Here is a 16,072-nt window from a genome sequence, read left to right on the forward strand (position 1 = left end):
GTAATATTCTTTATATATTATTACATGCATTCAAACCAGCGATAGCGCCATCACTGGCAGCCGTCGTTAACTGACGAACACTCTTTACACGGCAATCTCCTGCAGCGTAAATACCTTTAACAGATGTACGACATTCTTCATCAGCCTTAATGAATCCATATTCATCCAATTCAACAATTTCAGAGAAAATCTGATTCATAGGAATTTGTCCAATTGCGACAAATAGTGCATCCACATTTAGTGTCTTTACTTCACCAGTATTTTTATCCGTCACTTCAATGGATTGTAGACGGTCGTCTCCGTTCAGTTTTGTAACCGTACTATTCATTACCTTTACAAGGTTTTCTTTACCGTTAAGTTTTACAACCTCAGCTTCATCTGCACGGAATTCATCACGACGATGAATAATATATACACGATTGCAGTAACGTGTTAAGTATTCCACATCTTCAACTGCAACATTTCCACCTCCAGTTACAGCTACATCTTTTCCTCTAAAGAACATTCCATCACAAATTGCACAATAAGATACGCCCTTCCCCGTCAGTTCCTTTTCACGGTCAATTCCGAGTTCTCTACGTTTCATGCCAGTCGCAATAATAATAGCCTTTGCATGATATTCATTCTTGGCAGTATAGACAACCTTTTCATCCTCACGATTTTCAATCTTTACTACACCTTCAAATGCAAAAGTTGTACCTAAATCTTTTGCTTGGTTAAATAAATCTGTCGCAAAATCAAAACCAGAAATATGCTTGATACCTGGATAATTCTCAATATCTGCAGTATTAATGATTTGTCCACCATATGTAGACTCCTCCAAAACTAAAGCTTTCTTCCCTGCTCTTTGTACATAAATGGCCGCTGAAAGACCAGCTGTACCTGCACCTATAATAATCACATCAATCATAATTTAACTCCTTTTATATTTTATACAACTAAACTTTATACCTCTGCGCAAAATAACACAAAATATATGCCCAATCTTTTATACGTAAACTTTTTCATTTATTGTAAACTATCGTGTAAATTTTACATTCTATTATCATAAATTAACAATTATATAATCTTTTCAATATAATTCTTCTGTTAGTTTTATTTTCTTTATATTATCATTGAGTAGCATGATAAAAAACATATCTTTTTTTATAAAATATATGTTATATTCTTATGTATGTTTCTTATCAGTATATTTGGAGGGATTAAGATGAAAAAGACATTAGGCACAATCGTATTAGCTGGTTTATTATTCTTAGCTGGCTGTGGTGCAAGCGCATTATCTACTAAGAGCATTTCCGAGAAATTAACAAAGGAACCAACAAAGGTTTCCGTTATCTATGTTGATCCAGAATCTGACATTCAACGCGAAACAATTACAGACCAAAAGGATGTAGTTAACGCAATTGCTGATGAATTAAAGACACTTTCAACAAAAGTTGTTAAAGACAAGGTTTCTTTCAATCAAAAGGATACAGCATTCGGTGTTGAAGTAGCTGACAAGGAAAGTACATATAACGTTACTCTTTACTACAATGGCTACATGAGAGTTCAAAAGTTAGGTGGAGATGTTGTAGTTTACTCTGTAACAGATGAACAGATAGAAAAATTAAACACAATCTGGTCTGACTACATGTCTTCAAACTCAGGAAAATAAAATAGTTAATGCTAGAGATGATATATGGATATCATCTCTTTTCTTATACACATATAAACAAAAAATGCGCCTCTTGATAGAGTGCGCATTTTGTTTATTCTTGAATCATTGTCTCTTTTGTGTTGATATTGATAATCTGCTTATTGATTACTTCAGCACCAACATACTGTGTTAAAAGATCTGCCAGTTCATCGATAGCTTCTTGTAATTCAGCCACACGGTTTGGTTCTACACATTCCATCGCGCCAGTTCCAGCAACGACAGATAACACCCTCTTCATCATAGTATGCAATTTCACCTGCTAACGGTGGTTCTGATTTATCTGAACCAATTGGCCAGAAGTCTTCTCCACCTTTCATAATACCTAAGTGTAAATCTCCCTTGAAGGCTTCCATATTCTCAGCACCAATTGGGAATGCATACTTTAATGATATTGCATTTGTAATATCAACAGTAGGTGCGATAGAGCCAACTGGCGTACCATGCAATACACGTTTTAGTAAAGCTTCAATCGAACAACGTGCACCCTTCTTTGTAGGGAATTTAGAATATGCTTCGCGCCATGTTTTTACAACTGCATTTTCAGAAATTACATCACTAGTCAAATATTTCTTAGCAGCTTCATTTGCGCCATCTAATAGTACTTTGATTTCAGCAGCCTTTTCATCATCTAAATGAATAGCCTCTTGAACATTCTTTACAGCTAATACCGCAATATTAGCTTCTGGAAATATCTCCCAAAAGCCTTTATCTACAATAAACTTTCTCATGATTATCACCTCTTACACTTCAGTATATCACTTTAAAGTATCGATAATAATAGGTAATACTTGTTTCTTGCGAGATACAATACCCTTTCCAAAATGTTCTTTGTTGAGTATATCACCAAAAGCATCTCCAACAATATTCGACTTCTTCCCTGCCGCTAAAAAGTAGGATCCTGATCCCATAGGATCAGTAAACAGTGTTAATACTAAATCATAATGTTGTGACTCTGCTGTTTCTTCCATGAATGCATGGAAGTGATCTTTGATTGCAAAGTAATCATCTTTCTTACATTGCACCTGTGCAATGGCAATTCTTGTGCCACTAATTCTAAATTCTTTAAAATCATTATATAGCAGTTCTACATTAGTCTTATTTGTGACAGAATCTGAAGCATCCAACATCTCTTGATATAAGTCGATAGCTTTTGTACCAGAAACTTCTTCTAGATACTTCACCATTTCATGATCAAAAGTTGTAGTTGTTGGTGACTGCAAGCACATCGTATCGTTAATAGCAGCACCAAGAAGAATACCTGCAAGATTCTTTGACAATTTAATATGCGATGACTTATATAAGCCTGTAATGATTGCGGCTGTACTTCCTACCGTACGTGCAACGATATTAATTGGTGTCACCGTCTCGATACCACCCATACGATGATGATCAACAATTTCAACCACTTCACCAAACTCTAAATCACGTACAGATTGCATCGCTTCATTATGGTCAACGAGGATAAACTTCTTCTTTTCATAATGGAATAAGTGATAGCGTGAGATAGCTCCTACAACTCTACCGTCTTTATCCAAAACAGGATAGGTACGATAACGCGTCTTGGCAATATGATCACTTACTTCATCTACATACTCTGTTTCTTGGAATGTCATTACATCTGTTGTCATAACTGATTTGACAGATGGTGTTTGATAAATCAAACGTGAACATTCAATAACGGAGTAATCCGTATGCAACATGGATACACCCTTTTCTTTTGCATAGGATAAAGTAACTTCATCTATCCAATCTTCGCCAGATACAACCACTAAAGCTGCACCCGCCTCAATTACAAAGCGTTGAATATCTGGATTATTACGTACAATTACAATAGAATTCTTATATACTTCTGGCTTATCAGACATGGAAGGCATAATCTGTACAATACCACTTGGATGATACTGTTTCGATTCACAATAATACTTACCTTTCAATACTCTTGCAATATTGGTTAAAGTAGCTGTACTTATCAAGTCTTTCAAAGACTTTCCACTTTCTGCCCAAAGCTTTGTTAAGTCAGAAACAGATAGCAATCCTAAAAGTCTTTCTTTTTCATCAACGATGAAAATACCTTTATTTTTACGAGATAAAATAAGGTCTAACGCTTCCTTCATTGTTAAATCTGGGCCTGCAAGTAATGGTTCATCCTTCTCTATCTCCGATAACATACATCTAGCTGTATGGATTAGCTTAGGATGTTCAAAACCAAACTTCTGTAATAAATACTGTGTTTCACTCTTTGCCTTGCCTAAAGCACATGCGATAGCATCTTGCCCTAGTTGTTGTTTCAGATGAGCATAGGCGATTGCGGATACGATTGCATCACAATCTGGATTCATATGCCCTGTCACATAGAATGGTTTCATTATTTACCCAACTTTCTAATTATAGTTATCCAGCAAAGCCGCTTTCAGAACGATCCACTTTTTGCAAAGTAATACCAGTGCGGAATTCTGTTGGTGTCATTGCTTTAAATTTGTAAAAGTTAAGATTGAATGTCTTAATATTGTTATAACCTACAGCTACCGCAATATCTAAGACAGAATATGTTGTAGAAATCAATAACTCACTAGCTTTATTAATACGAATGAAATTCAATAATGTTTCAAAGTTCTTCTCAGAATAATAGAGTAATGATCGATTTAATTCTGAGACACTTACACCGTATTTCTCAGCCATCGTACTAGCAAGTAACTTCTCTGTATCATAGTGCTTGTAGAGATAGTTGGTTACTTCAAAAGCAACATTCTTATCTGCACGATTATATCCAGATTTTACTTTGCTATAGATCTTACGGTATTTGTTTGGTGTAATACCTACCTTTTCAACAAAGTGCTTTGATAGATGCGAAGCATCCGCAAAACCAAGTAGAATGGCGATTTCTTCAAGTGTCATATCCGTATAAATTAAATAATCTGACGTTTTCTCAATACGAATATTATTTAACAATTTTGTAAATGTAGTACCTGTTAAATCAGTTAACTTCTTTGATAATGTTGATTCTGATATAAAGAATACTTCCGCAACTTTTTCAAGTGTCAAGCGCTCTGAAGAATGGGAATAAATATAACTTAATATCGAATTCTGCATGACGGAAGCATTTTCTTCATTCACTACTTCTTCACTAGCTTTAAAGTAGCGGCGATATGCCACCATTAACTCAATAATTTTAACGAGTGAATATAAGAATGATAACGGCTTTTTAGGTTGCCTGACCAATGCGGAATCAACACCGAGTTCCTTTTGTAGGTGTGACATGATTCCATCTACGTACTTTGTTTGTTCATCGTTTAAATATACAATCGGTTCAACTGCAAGGAAATTTAGAAGGTCTACACTTTCTTCTTCCAATCCTGGTGTTACCTTGAGCATTGTGTTAATAAACTGATAATCATAAACAACTAAATTTAGGTGTAAGGTATCTCTTACGTCAATAATATCTGTAATTTTCCAAGGTGTAATCGCACATAGTGTATGAGGCTTTATATCATACTCTACGCCATCTACTTTGATCTTACCAACACCTTTATTAAAGTACATAAAACGAGCAGCCTGGTGCATTAAAGCTTTAGTTGGTTTTTCAATTGCTTCATAGTCAAATGAGCAAAAAGAAATAGGATTAGTTTCCGACGTCCAGCTATCTTGAATCGTTGCTGTCTTTGTCATATATTTTGTACCTCTGTTGCACATATCATAGCATATTTGAATAAAAGCGGAAAGTTCCGACCGTGCTCTCACACAGCCGGAACTCTATCCAAACATATTTGAGTTTTAATTATTTGATTAACATCATTGCTAATGATAGAACAACGATATTTGCGATAGCAATCGCTACAAATAACTTCATACCCCACTTCATGTATGTCTTTAGTTCAACCTTAGCTGCACCTAGACCACCCATTACTACACCAGATGTTGGTGTGAAGAGGTTGATTAATCCGCAACCAGCGCAGAAGATATTGATCATAATTGAAGCGTTGAAGCCTAATGTATTTGCTAAACCACCCATTACTGGCATTGAGAATCCAGCAAGTCCAGATGTTGAAGGAACTAAGAAACTCAATACTAAGTAAATTACATATGATAGAGGAGCGAATACGAATCCTGGAACACCCATCAACATACCTGCTGCCTTGTCCAAGATCCAGAAGTCCATATGAGTAGACTTCATAACGACTGTAATACCACGAGCAACTGCGATAACGATAGCTACTGACAATAGATCTTTAGCACCGTCTAAGAATGTATCAATAAATTCTCTTTCAGACATTCTAGCCATGATAGCGATAAGAACACTCGAGAATGTAAACCAAGCTGCCAATTCAGAGAAGTACCATTGACCTAAAGGTAAACCTGTTAAGACTGAAGTCCATCCAAGTACTGCTAAGTAAGCTTCTTCATCACCAGCAAAGTTGATGTCAACATAAGAAATGAGTGAAGCAATCATAACTGCAAATGAGATTGCAAATACAATTAATACAGCCTTATGCTTGCCAGTAAATTCTAACTTGTTGCCATCATCCTTTGTGAAGTGTTCACGCATATCTTCCTGCTCTTGTAGAGAAAGAATTGTTGAACCTTTATCAGCCTTAACCTTCTTAGCGTAACCTAATACGAAGAAAATAGCGATTGCAAGTGATGTAAACCACAATGCAAAACCAAGAATCATAACTAATGTGTTGTCATAAGGAACGTTAACACTCTGCAATGCAGCCATAGCTGCACCAGTAGCAAATGGGTTAATTGTTGAACCTAATACACCACATCCTGCACCAAGCAATACAGTTGCAACTGCTACCATTGTATCGAAGCCAGCTGCTACTAATGCTGTAGTAATCAAAGCGTAGAAACCGATTGTCTCTTCAGCCATTCCATATGTGGAACCACCGATAGAGAATAAGATCATCAAGATAACGATTAGGACTTCTTCCCTGCCGTGCATCTTCTTAACTAAGTGGTAAACACCAGCTTCAAGAGCGCCTGTCTTCATTACAACACCGATGAATCCACCGATAGCCATAATAAATACGATCAGGTCAGCAGCATCCACAAATCCTCTTGGGAATGCCATGAAGAAATCACTAAACTTTGCACCGACAACCGTAACGGTTTTGCCGTTAGCAACCATGTCAACTAATTCGCCATACTTCTCAGGGTTTAAACCACTGATTAAGCTATCGCTAATTGGTTGTCCGTTTAAGAATACTGAAATTAAACAAAGTACTGCTAAAATAATAAATAAAATCGTAAACGCTGTTAAAGAGCGTTTCTTGGCTTTCACAGACATACTATCCCCCCTTCTAATTATTTAGTAATAATGGTGCCTGTTTCACCTTGTAAAGCAACTTTTGCTTTTTGTAATGATGTAATTAATGCAGTTCCACCATGTGTGTTATTCTTAACAAATTCCATGCATGATTGAACCTTTGGAAGCATACTTCCAGGAGCAAATTGCTTCTCTCCGATATACTTCTCTGCTTCTTCCAATGTCATTGTTGGAAGTTCCTTTTGATCAGGCTTGTTATAGTTGATGCATACTCTGTCGACTGCAGTTAAGATAATCAACATATCTGCACCAATGGACTGTGCTAGCAATGCACTGGAACGGTCCTTATCGATAACAGCTGCAACGCCCTTTAATCCTTGCTCTGTTTCAACTACAGGGATTCCTCCACCACCAACTGTAATAACGATGTCGCCAGCCTTAACAAGTTGTTCAACAACCTTTAATTCAACGATACGTTGTGGAATTGGTGAAGGTACAACACGACGATATCCACGTCCTGCATCTTCTACAAATGTAAAGCCCTTTTCGGCAGCAATCTTATCTGCTTCTTCCTTAGTATAGAAGCTTCCTACTGGTTTTGTAGGTTTAGCAAATCCTGGATCGTTTGCATCAACAACTACCTGTGTAACAATAGCTGCACATTCCTTGTCAACACCACGAGCCTTTAATTCCTGCTGAATTGCTTGTTGTAAATGATAACCGATATAGCCTTGGGACATCGCACCACATTCTGGGAATGGCATATATGGAGTATTGCCGCCCTTTGTGCATGAGAATTCCATTGCTAGGTTAATCATTCCAACCTGTGGTCCATTACCATGGCCAACAATTACTTCATAGCCGTCCTGTGCTAAATCAACGATAGTCTTAGCAGTATGACGAACTAATTCAAGCTGCTCTTCAGGGGTATTGCCTAAAGCATTACCCCCAAGAGCTACTACTATACGCTTTGCCATGTGATTACTTCAGAGTTGCATACATAACAGCCTTAATTGTATGCATGCGGTTCTCTGCCTCATCAAATTGTCTAGCTTGTGTGCCTAAGAATACATCATCTGTAACTTCCATAGCCTCTAAGCCATACTTCTGGTAAATGTTCTCACCAACTGTTGTGTTACGATCATGGAATGATGGTAAGCAGTGTAAGAAGATAGCAGTTGGCTTAGCCATAGCCATCAATTCCTTATTAACCTGGTAAGGACGTAAGAGCTTGATTCTTGGCTCCCATAATTCTTCTGGTTCACCCATTGATAACCAAATATCTGTGTAAAGAACGTCTGCATCCTTAGCACCGATCTTGATATCATCTGTTAATTCGATTTCAGCACCTGTCTTGCTAGCTACTTCTCTGCACTTAGCAACAAGTTCATCAGAAGGCATTAATTCCTTAGGTCCGCATGCGCAGAAGTGCATACCTAACTTAGCACAAACAATCATCAATGAGTTAGCAACGTTATTACGAGCGTCACCGAAGAATGTTAACTTGCGGCCTCTAACATCGCCGAATTCTTCCTTAACTGTTAAGATATCAGCCAACATCTGTGTTGGGTGATATAAGTCTGTTAAACCATTCCATACAGGAACACCAGAATACTTAGCAAGTTCTTCAACTACTTCCTGCTTGAATCCACGGTATTCGATACCATCATACATACGACCTAATACCTTAGCTGTATCTTCTAATGATTCCTTCTTACCCATCTGTGATGATCCAGAATCTAGGAATGTAACACCCATACCTAAGTCACGTGCACCAACTTCAAATGCACAACGTGTTCTTGTAGATGTCTTTTCGAACAAGAGAACAACCTGCTTGCCCTTTAAATAACTGTGGTCAACACCGTTAGCCTTTAATCTCTTGAATTCAGCAGATAATTCCAAGAAATATCTGATTTCTTCTGATGTAAAATCTAATAGTGTCAAAAAACTTCTTCCTCTAACATTAACGCCCATAATAGCTCCTTTTCTTTTTTTCTATTTTTATGGTTATTCGATTTTAAACTTAGTCTTCACGAACTAATGGCATGGACATACATCTTGGTCCGCCACGTCCTACGCATAAGTTGGATGCTTCTAATTCTAATACTTCAAATCCATTATCCTTTAGATATTGGTTTGTAACATAGTTACGCTTGTAAACGATGATCTTACCTGGCGCAATTGTCAATGTATTAGAACCATCATTCCACTGTTCACGTTCAGCTGCTAATGGATCGCCAGCTCCGCAAGGGAATAAACGAACTTTATCTAAGCCCATGAACTTAGCAAGAATATCTTCTAACTTACCTGTATGTTCTTCGATATGAACATCATGATTTGCACGATCAGCTGTTAATGCAAATACCTGTAATGTTCCCATGATACCTGGGTGAATTGTAAATGCATCAGTATCAATCTGTGTAAATACTGTATCTAAGTGCATGAATGCACGTGAATTAGGAATATTGAAAGCTAAAATTGTCTCAATCTTATTTCCTTCGTTTTCATAGAACATCTTCATAGCTAAGTCCTGAATTGCTTCAGCCTGTGTTCTCTGTGAAATACCGATGAATAAGAGTTTTTCATTAACGTTTAATACGTCTCCACCTTCGATATGGAAGTGGTTGTTACGTCCATATAAGTCTGGAACATTTCCAGCATATTCTGGATGGAATCTGAAAATGTAATCTGCATAGATTGTTTCACGGTTTCTTGTTACAGAATACATTCTGTTAATAACTGCACCATTACCTACAGAAGCGAATGGGTCGCGTGTAAAGTATAGGTTTGGCATTGGGTTTACTAATAAGTGTGAGTTAGTCTCAAGACGGTCAACTAAGAAGTTTGTGTGGATCTCACCAATTTCTCTGAATGTGATACCAGCCATAGTCTTTAGAACTAATTCCTTATTGTTTGTAAACTTAGCTAAGTAATCCTTAATGATCTTATGATATTCAGCTGTATGAACACCTGATTCAACTAACCACTGATCAAGGAACTGTTCCTTAATTTCTGGGTGAGCATCTAAAGTTTCAGCCATTAAGTCTTCTAGATAAACAACTTCTACGCCATTGTCGCGTAAGATCTTTGCAAAACGGTCATGTTCAACCTGTGCTTCATAAAGATCAGGAATATCATCAAATAATAATTCCCCTAATGTATCAGGTGTAAGATTTAATAATTCTTCTCCTGGCCTGTGTAATAAAACCTTTTTGAGTGTTTTAATTTCACTCGTTACATGAATGTTAGACATTTGCTTTCCTCCTATTGTCTTTTCATTTGGGCTACATATCGCGCGCATGATATGTAACCGGTTTCAAATCTATACTATTATTGTATACATATTTTTTTCTATAATTGGAAACATAATGCCTAAAATTTTGTATTTTTTTGTAAACATCATCTCATTGCTTTTTGTCAAGAAATGCCTAAAATTCACAAGAAAAACCCCTATATCACTATAGGGGCACTGTTTATCGTTCTTATTGTGGAATTACATTGATTCAGGTGCTTCTACACCAACAAGGTTTAGAGCGTTCTTCAATGTTATCATTGTAGCCTTCACTAAGCCTAAACGTTGGTTTGTTAACTCAGGATCTTCTGGGTTATTGACACGTGAACTGTTGTAGTAGCTGTGGTAAACCTTTACAAGAGAAATGATATATTCAGTAATCTTGTTTGGCTTTCTGCTTGCTGCTGCATTTGCAACTTCGATTGGGAATTCGCTGATGAGCTTCATCAACTGTAATTCCTTCTCATCACTGAGACGATCATAAGTAGCTACCTGTGTGAATGCAGGAATCTTAGGATTGTTCATAATGGAATGCATACGGGAATATGCATACTGTGCATAGAATACAGGGTTGTTGTTATCTTTAGAACGAGCTAACTTCATATCGAAATCCATGTGAGTCGCAACGTCCTTGGAAACGAAGAACCAACGAGCGGCATCAACACCTACATCTTCGCAAAGTTCACGAATTGTAATTGCGTTACCTGTACGCTTGGACATCTTCACTTCCTTACCATCCTCAACCATACGTACCATCTGGATGATATCAACCTTAAGTACATCTGGATAACCCAATGCTGTTAAAGCAGACTGCATACGTGTTACATAAGAATGGTGGTCAGCACCCCATAAGTCGATTAAGTGGTCATATCCTCTTTCAATCTTATAGATGTGATTAGCGATATCTGGTGTTAAGTAAGATAATGTTCCATCACTCTTACGTAATACACGGTCCTTGTCATCACCATATTCAGTACTCTTAAACCATAGAGCACCATCCTTTTCATATGTTAGACCCATATCAGCCATCTTTATTAAGCAATCATTGATACGCTGACGATTGTTTTCATAGAAGAATGTTTCATGTTGGAAGTTTTGGAAATCACAACGATATAGTTTTAAGTCATCCTCAATCTTCTTTAATTCTAACTCAACACCTGTCTTCTTGAAGTATTCAAGACGTTCTGCAGGATCAGCGTTTAACCACTTATCACCATCTTTTTCTGCAATCTGATTTGCGATATCGATGATATCCTGTGCATGATATCCATCTTCTGGAAGTGGATATTCTTTTCCAAAGTGCTCAAAGTAACGAGAAATTAAAGATTCACCTAACATCACAATCTGGTTACCAGCATCGTTAACATAGAACTCTCTGTAGTTGTTATAACCACTTGCTTCGTAAAGACGTGAGATACAGTCTCCCCAAGCAGCGTTACGAGCATGTCCACAGTGTAAGTCACCTGTAGGGTTAGCGGATACCCACTCAACCAATACATTCACACCTGCACCAGTGTTATTCTTACCATAATCATCACCTGCGTCGATAACAGTATTAATCACTTCAGCCAAAGCATCTTTCTTCAAGCGAAAGTTGATAAAGCCTGGCTTTACAACTTCAATTGAAGAAGCTTCTGTGTAGATTTCCTTTAACTTTTCAACGATAGGTCCAGCTATATCTAATGGACTCTTATGCAATGTTCGGGAAAGGCGCATAGCTACACTAGTTGAATAGTCTCCCATCTTTGGATCACGTGGGGTTTCAACAATCAATATTGAATCATCTGCGTCAATATCGTACACTTGCTTCACTGCCTCACGGACAGCTGAACTAATTTTGCTTTCAAAATCACTCATCTTTTTGTCCTCCCTCATTTGATAGCATAAATATCCTAATAAAAAAACCGCTTGTAGCGGGCTTTTTATAAATGGCGCGCCGAGCAGGAGTCGAACCCGCAACCTTTTGATTCGTAGTCAAATGCTCTATCCAGTTGAGCTATCGGCGCATTCGGTGTTATCACCTTGCTTTTTAATAGTATTCCATTCCCCTAGAAAATACAAGCCTTTTTCAGAAAAAAGTATTGTAAAATCAATGAAAAAATAGTACTTGTGAAATACATGCAAGCACTATCAAATAATTGTTTCAAACATACATACAGCGGTAGGAATAATTTCATCATCAAATACATAGGAATCATGATGTAAAGAAGGACACGTTCCCATTCCAACAAAGACAAACATACATGGTGCAAACTTCTTATAATAACCAAAATCTTCACTGGCACGAATTGGTTCAGATAATTCTTCAACCTCTAGATCCGCAGTCTTTAATTTCCTAACAGTTTTATCTACTAGAGATGGATCTGCGTAATTTTCATCAAAGCGATCAAACTCTTCAATGCTTACTTTAAACTTTCCATTTAATCCCTCAAAGTAAGCACGAACATATTCTTCTAAGACAGCTAGTTCATTTTCTTTAGCCGCCCGTAAAGTCAAACAAATTTCCCCATTTGCTGGCGAGATGCCAAAGTTCAAACTACCCACATTCATATGGATAATCGTAATCATTGCAAGTGAACTGAAGTGATTATTCGCAAATGTAAATGGTTTAAATCCAGTCTGCTTTGCTAGAGGTTCAATCGATTTAGCAAATGCAGATAAAGCATATACTGGATTAAGTCCTTTCTCAGGTTCTGAAGCATGGCTTTGTACTCCTGTTAAAGAAATGCGATACCCAACCGAAGCACACATGACTGTCTCTGGTCGATAGTAAATCACATTCTTTCTTAAATTAGGCATATTGTGCAGGCCAAAAATTTTATCCACATGATACTTTTCAAATAATGGTTTGCAGATAGCGGCACCACTACCATTTTCTTCGGCCGGTTGGAAAAGATAGATAACATTATACTCACTTTTTCTATCCTCTTCTTCTAGCATCACACCCAGCAAAATCGCAGTATGTCCATCATGACCACAGCCATGAAATGGTGTATTTGAAGAATTCATTATCGCATCATGATCTGCACGTAATACAATCGTCTTCTTGGTAGGTTGATATGGCTTCATACAATACAACCAATCCCCTTCATCAAACACGAGATAACTAGACATATTTTGTGCAATAAATTCTTTAATTAATTTTCGTGTATTTACTTCGTGATTAGACAATTCTGGATGCTCATGTAATACATGGCGAAACGCAATAATCTTTTCAAGATTTTCCTGTTTCATACAGATACTCCTTTGCGCACTTCTATCATTGATTCTATGCCTAAATATTTTTGATTACAAATCTCACAATGCCATCATTTTTCTTGAAGTCTATCAACTACCTTTTGCATATCATCTGGTAATTTGCATTCTATCTTTATCTGCTTCTTTGTTTTAGGATGGATAAACTCTACTTTCCAACAATGTAATGCTGGTCGCTTCATCGCATGCATACTGCCACCATAGAGACGATCACCAATCAGTGGATGTCCAAAATAAGCCATACCTGCACGTATCTGATGTAATCTTCCAGTTTCAATATGAACTTTAATCAGAGAGAAGAAATTACCCTCGATAATCACTTCATAATTGGTAATACAATTTTGACCATCCACGGTCACACTTCTTCCACGTATTCCCTTCTCTTTTCCTAAGGTATACGTTAAAGTCCCACTTTGTTCTTCAAACCTTCCTTTTACGATAGCCAAGTATTCTTTATGTAATAATTGTTCCTCGCGAGCAGAAGCTAGCAAAGCTGCCATTTGCTTTGTTTTTGCATATACAACAATGCCTGAAACACCTTTATCTAAGCGTCCAACTGTTCTAACTGTAAAGTTATCATCTTGATAGTAGCGTTTTAAAATAGACCCCATATCATCATTAAAATGTTCTGCACTCGCATGGCTTGGAATTCCAGCAGGTTTATTAACCACAACAATCTCAGTGTCCTCATAGAGGATGATTGGTTTTGATTCTAACTGTGACTCTTCTGTCCGTATAGTCACTACATCATTTGTATGTACCTCTTGTGTCAGTCTGCACTTTTCATCATTGAGATAAATCGAACCAGACACATGAAATCTACTTATCTCGCGACGTGAAAAACCCATTTGTTTCGATAAGATATTCTTAACAAGAAGACCATCTTCACTTGATTTAATTTTCTTTTGTTTTGCGATTTTCATGTTCAAATTATAACGCAAATCAATCTCTAATCAAAAGAGAGAATGCTATTGTATAATCATTGTTGAGAGGTACGTTATGCTAAAAATTAACCAGATTCGTTGTGAAGTTGGAGAGACATTTTCGGTTCATCACATCGCAAAGAAATTACGCTGTTCTATTCATGATATTCACTCCTTTGAAATCGATCGTGAATCTATCGATGCTAGGGGTGATGACCTACACTATTCCTATAGTGTATACGCATCCATTAAAAACGAAGATAAATATCTCAAGAACCGTGATGTAAAAAAAGAATCGAAAGAAGTCTATAATCTTCCTACAACCGCAAAGACTCCAAGCCAAAGACCCATCATCGTAGGATTTGGACCTAGTGGTATGTATGCCGGTCTAATCTTAGCAGAAGCCGGTTTAAAACCAATCATCATCGAGCGTGGTCAAGCAGTTGAACAACGTACCAAAGATATCAACGAATTCTTTACCAAAGGGAAACTTTTAGAATCATCCAACGTACAGTTTGGTGAAGGTGGTGCCGGTACGTTCTCTGACGGGAAACTTACAACACGCATGAAGAATATACGTGTTTCTAAAGTATATGAAGAATTTGTAGAAGCTGGTGCTAACCCCGCCATTCTATACCAACAGCGCCCTCACCTAGGTACTGATGTACTACAAACAATCGTCAAAAAGATACGTGAAAAGATTATTTGTCTTGGTGGTGAAATATACTTTGATACCAAACTAGAAAGCTTATATTTAAATGGTAATCGAATTGTTGGTATTCATACAAACAAACAAGACTTTACAACCGATAGCATCATACTATGTACTGGCCACAGTGCAAGTGATACATATGAAACACTACTTGCACAAGGGGTAGAAATCACACAAAAAGATTTCGCCATTGGCGTACGTGTTGAGCATCCGCAGAGTCTCATCGATCAAAGTACTTACGGTAAACACTATGGTCATCCTGCGCTTAAGGCATCATCCTACCAGCTAACCGCCAAGACATCTGTTAATCGTGGTGTATATTCATTCTGTATGTGTCCAGGTGGTGTAGTTATTCCTGCTTCTACTGAACAAAAATGTCTTGCAGTAAACGGAATGTCCTACAGCATGCGTGCAGGTAAGAATGCTAATAGTGCTATCCTTGTACAGATTCCACGTAGCGACTTTGATCAAGGACACCCTCTTGATGGTTTTCAGTTTCAGAAGAAATTAGAACAACTAGGTTACCACGAAGGCTTTGTAGCACCTGCACAGAATATCAAAGACTACTTGAATTGCATCCCTTCCGATAAACTTGTCATTCAAACTTCTTATCCACGTAACACAATTATGAAGGACATGCATACATTCTTCTCAGATGAGGTTAATCAAGCAATGGAAGAAGGCATGAAACAATTCGATAAGAAGATACATGGTTGGATTGAAAACGGCATCATGGTTGGACTCGAAACACGCTCTTCTTCTCCAATCAAAATACTTCGTAACGATAATGGATGCAGTTCTACCATTCAAGGATTATATCCATGTGGCGAAGGTGCTGGATATGCTGGTGGTATTGTCTCTAGTGCCGTAGATGGCATCAAACAAGCCGAAAATTATATTGCACAATTAAATCGATAAAGAAAAAATG

General features: G+C 37.4%; 14 protein-coding genes and 1 tRNA gene. 2 read left to right on the forward strand and 13 right to left on the reverse strand.

The annotated features are described in order from the left end of the window. Positions 1–10: 10 nt before the first annotated feature. Positions 11–910, reverse strand: coding sequence for a thioredoxin-disulfide reductase (trxB, locus tag RWM19_RS04445; protein ID WP_313984178.1), 900 nt, complete (start codon positions 908–910; stop codon positions 11–13). Between the two features lie 297 nt (positions 911–1,207). Between trxB and RWM19_RS04450 the strand changes: the two genes are divergently transcribed. Then, positions 1,208–1,654: a hypothetical protein gene (locus tag RWM19_RS04450; RefSeq protein ID WP_313984181.1), complete on the forward strand. Its 447-nt coding sequence runs from the start codon at positions 1,208–1,210 to the stop codon at positions 1,652–1,654. A gap of 94 nt (positions 1,655–1,748) precedes the next feature. Here the strand turns inward: RWM19_RS04450 and RWM19_RS04455 are convergent, their stop codons facing one another. The 12 genes from RWM19_RS04455 to RWM19_RS04510 form a co-directional block, all read right to left on the reverse strand. Continuing rightward, a complete protein-coding gene (locus RWM19_RS04455) occupies positions 1,749–1,895 on the reverse strand; it encodes a hypothetical protein (protein ID WP_313984184.1) in 147 nt (48 codons plus the stop codon). Next, positions 1,864–2,424, reverse strand: a complete 561-nt coding sequence (locus RWM19_RS04460; RefSeq protein WP_313984187.1) for a phenylalanine--tRNA ligase beta subunit-related protein — start codon at positions 2,422–2,424, stop codon at positions 1,864–1,866. Before RWM19_RS04460 ends, RWM19_RS04455 begins: the two co-directional genes overlap by 32 nt. A 27-nt stretch (positions 2,425–2,451) precedes the next feature. Further along, on the reverse strand, positions 2,452–4,062 hold the full coding sequence (locus RWM19_RS04465) for a putative manganese-dependent inorganic diphosphatase (protein WP_313984190.1): 1,611 nt from the start codon (positions 4,060–4,062) through the stop codon (positions 2,452–2,454). 25 nt (positions 4,063–4,087) lie between these two features. Beyond that, positions 4,088–5,362, reverse strand: coding sequence for an AraC family transcriptional regulator (locus tag RWM19_RS04470; protein ID WP_294020167.1), 1,275 nt, complete (start codon positions 5,360–5,362; stop codon positions 4,088–4,090). Positions 5,363–5,471: 109 nt separating this feature from the next. After that, on the reverse strand, positions 5,472–6,983 hold the full coding sequence (locus tag RWM19_RS04475; protein ID WP_313984194.1) for a YfcC family protein: 1,512 nt from the start codon (positions 6,981–6,983) through the stop codon (positions 5,472–5,474). A gap of 17 nt (positions 6,984–7,000) precedes the next feature. After that, positions 7,001–7,939, reverse strand: coding sequence for a carbamate kinase (arcC, locus tag RWM19_RS04480; RefSeq protein WP_313984198.1), 939 nt, complete (start codon positions 7,937–7,939; stop codon positions 7,001–7,003). A 4-nt stretch (positions 7,940–7,943) separates the two neighbouring features. Continuing rightward, positions 7,944–8,936 (reverse strand): ornithine carbamoyltransferase, encoded by a 993-nt coding sequence (argF, locus tag RWM19_RS04485; RefSeq protein ID WP_294023273.1) that lies wholly within the window; start codon positions 8,934–8,936, stop codon positions 7,944–7,946. A gap of 49 nt (positions 8,937–8,985) precedes the next feature. Further along, positions 8,986–10,215 (reverse strand): arginine deiminase, encoded by a 1,230-nt coding sequence (arcA, locus tag RWM19_RS04490; protein ID WP_294020162.1) that lies wholly within the window; start codon positions 10,213–10,215, stop codon positions 8,986–8,988. A 240-nt stretch (positions 10,216–10,455) separates the two neighbouring features. Beyond that, positions 10,456–12,111: an arginine--tRNA ligase gene (gene argS, locus RWM19_RS04495; protein WP_313984202.1), complete on the reverse strand. Its 1,656-nt coding sequence runs from the start codon at positions 12,109–12,111 to the stop codon at positions 10,456–10,458. 72 nt (positions 12,112–12,183) lie between these two features. Continuing rightward, positions 12,184–12,260, reverse strand: a tRNA-Arg gene (locus RWM19_RS04500). 124 nt (positions 12,261–12,384) lie between these two features. Next, positions 12,385–13,488, reverse strand: a complete 1,104-nt coding sequence (locus RWM19_RS04505) for a M20/M25/M40 family metallo-hydrolase (protein ID WP_313984204.1) — start codon at positions 13,486–13,488, stop codon at positions 12,385–12,387. Positions 13,489–13,562: 74 nt separating this feature from the next. Continuing rightward, entirely contained in the window at positions 13,563–14,432 is an 870-nt protein-coding gene (locus RWM19_RS04510; RefSeq protein WP_313984207.1) for an RluA family pseudouridine synthase, read from the reverse strand. A 76-nt stretch (positions 14,433–14,508) separates the two neighbouring features. Between RWM19_RS04510 and RWM19_RS04515 the strand changes: the two genes are divergently transcribed. Further along, positions 14,509–16,062 carry an FAD-dependent protein gene (locus tag RWM19_RS04515; RefSeq protein WP_313984210.1) on the forward strand — a complete coding sequence of 518 codons (1,554 nt, stop codon included), beginning with the start codon at positions 14,509–14,511 and terminating at the stop codon, positions 16,060–16,062. Positions 16,063–16,072: the final 10 nt, after the last annotated feature.

The sequence above is a fragment of the uncultured Solobacterium sp. genome (assembly GCF_963517755.1).
Taxonomy (GTDB): domain Bacteria; phylum Bacillota_I; class Bacilli_A; order Erysipelotrichales; family Erysipelotrichaceae; genus Bulleidia.

What these genes read in the sequence shown, in the direction of transcription:
- trxB (WP_313984178.1), bottom strand. Translation starts at nt 910, where the DNA reads ATGATTGATGTGATTATTATAGGTGCAGGTACAGCTGGTCTTTCAGCG.
- RWM19_RS04450 (WP_313984181.1), top strand. Translation starts at nt 1,208, where the DNA reads ATGAAAAAGACATTAGGCACAATCGTATTAGCTGGTTTATTATTCTTA.
- RWM19_RS04455 (WP_313984184.1), bottom strand. Translation starts at nt 1,895, where the DNA reads ATGGAATGTGTAGAACCAAACCGTGTGGCTGAATTACAAGAAGCTATC.
- RWM19_RS04460 (WP_313984187.1), bottom strand. Translation starts at nt 2,424, where the DNA reads ATGAGAAAGTTTATTGTAGATAAAGGCTTTTGGGAGATATTTCCAGAA.
- RWM19_RS04465 (WP_313984190.1), bottom strand. Translation starts at nt 4,062, where the DNA reads ATGAAACCATTCTATGTGACAGGGCATATGAATCCAGATTGTGATGCA.
- RWM19_RS04470 (WP_294020167.1), bottom strand. Translation starts at nt 5,362, where the DNA reads ATGACAAAGACAGCAACGATTCAAGATAGCTGGACGTCGGAAACTAAT.
- RWM19_RS04475 (WP_313984194.1), bottom strand. Translation starts at nt 6,983, where the DNA reads ATGTCTGTGAAAGCCAAGAAACGCTCTTTAACAGCGTTTACGATTTTA.
- arcC (WP_313984198.1), bottom strand. Translation starts at nt 7,939, where the DNA reads ATGGCAAAGCGTATAGTAGTAGCTCTTGGGGGTAATGCTTTAGGCAAT.
- argF (WP_294023273.1), bottom strand. Translation starts at nt 8,936, where the DNA reads ATGGGCGTTAATGTTAGAGGAAGAAGTTTTTTGACACTATTAGATTTT.
- arcA (WP_294020162.1), bottom strand. Translation starts at nt 10,215, where the DNA reads ATGTCTAACATTCATGTAACGAGTGAAATTAAAACACTCAAAAAGGTT.
- argS (WP_313984202.1), bottom strand. Translation starts at nt 12,111, where the DNA reads ATGAGTGATTTTGAAAGCAAAATTAGTTCAGCTGTCCGTGAGGCAGTG.
- RWM19_RS04505 (WP_313984204.1), bottom strand. Translation starts at nt 13,488, where the DNA reads ATGAAACAGGAAAATCTTGAAAAGATTATTGCGTTTCGCCATGTATTA.
- RWM19_RS04510 (WP_313984207.1), bottom strand. Translation starts at nt 14,432, where the DNA reads ATGAAAATCGCAAAACAAAAGAAAATTAAATCAAGTGAAGATGGTCTT.
- RWM19_RS04515 (WP_313984210.1), top strand. Translation starts at nt 14,509, where the DNA reads ATGCTAAAAATTAACCAGATTCGTTGTGAAGTTGGAGAGACATTTTCG.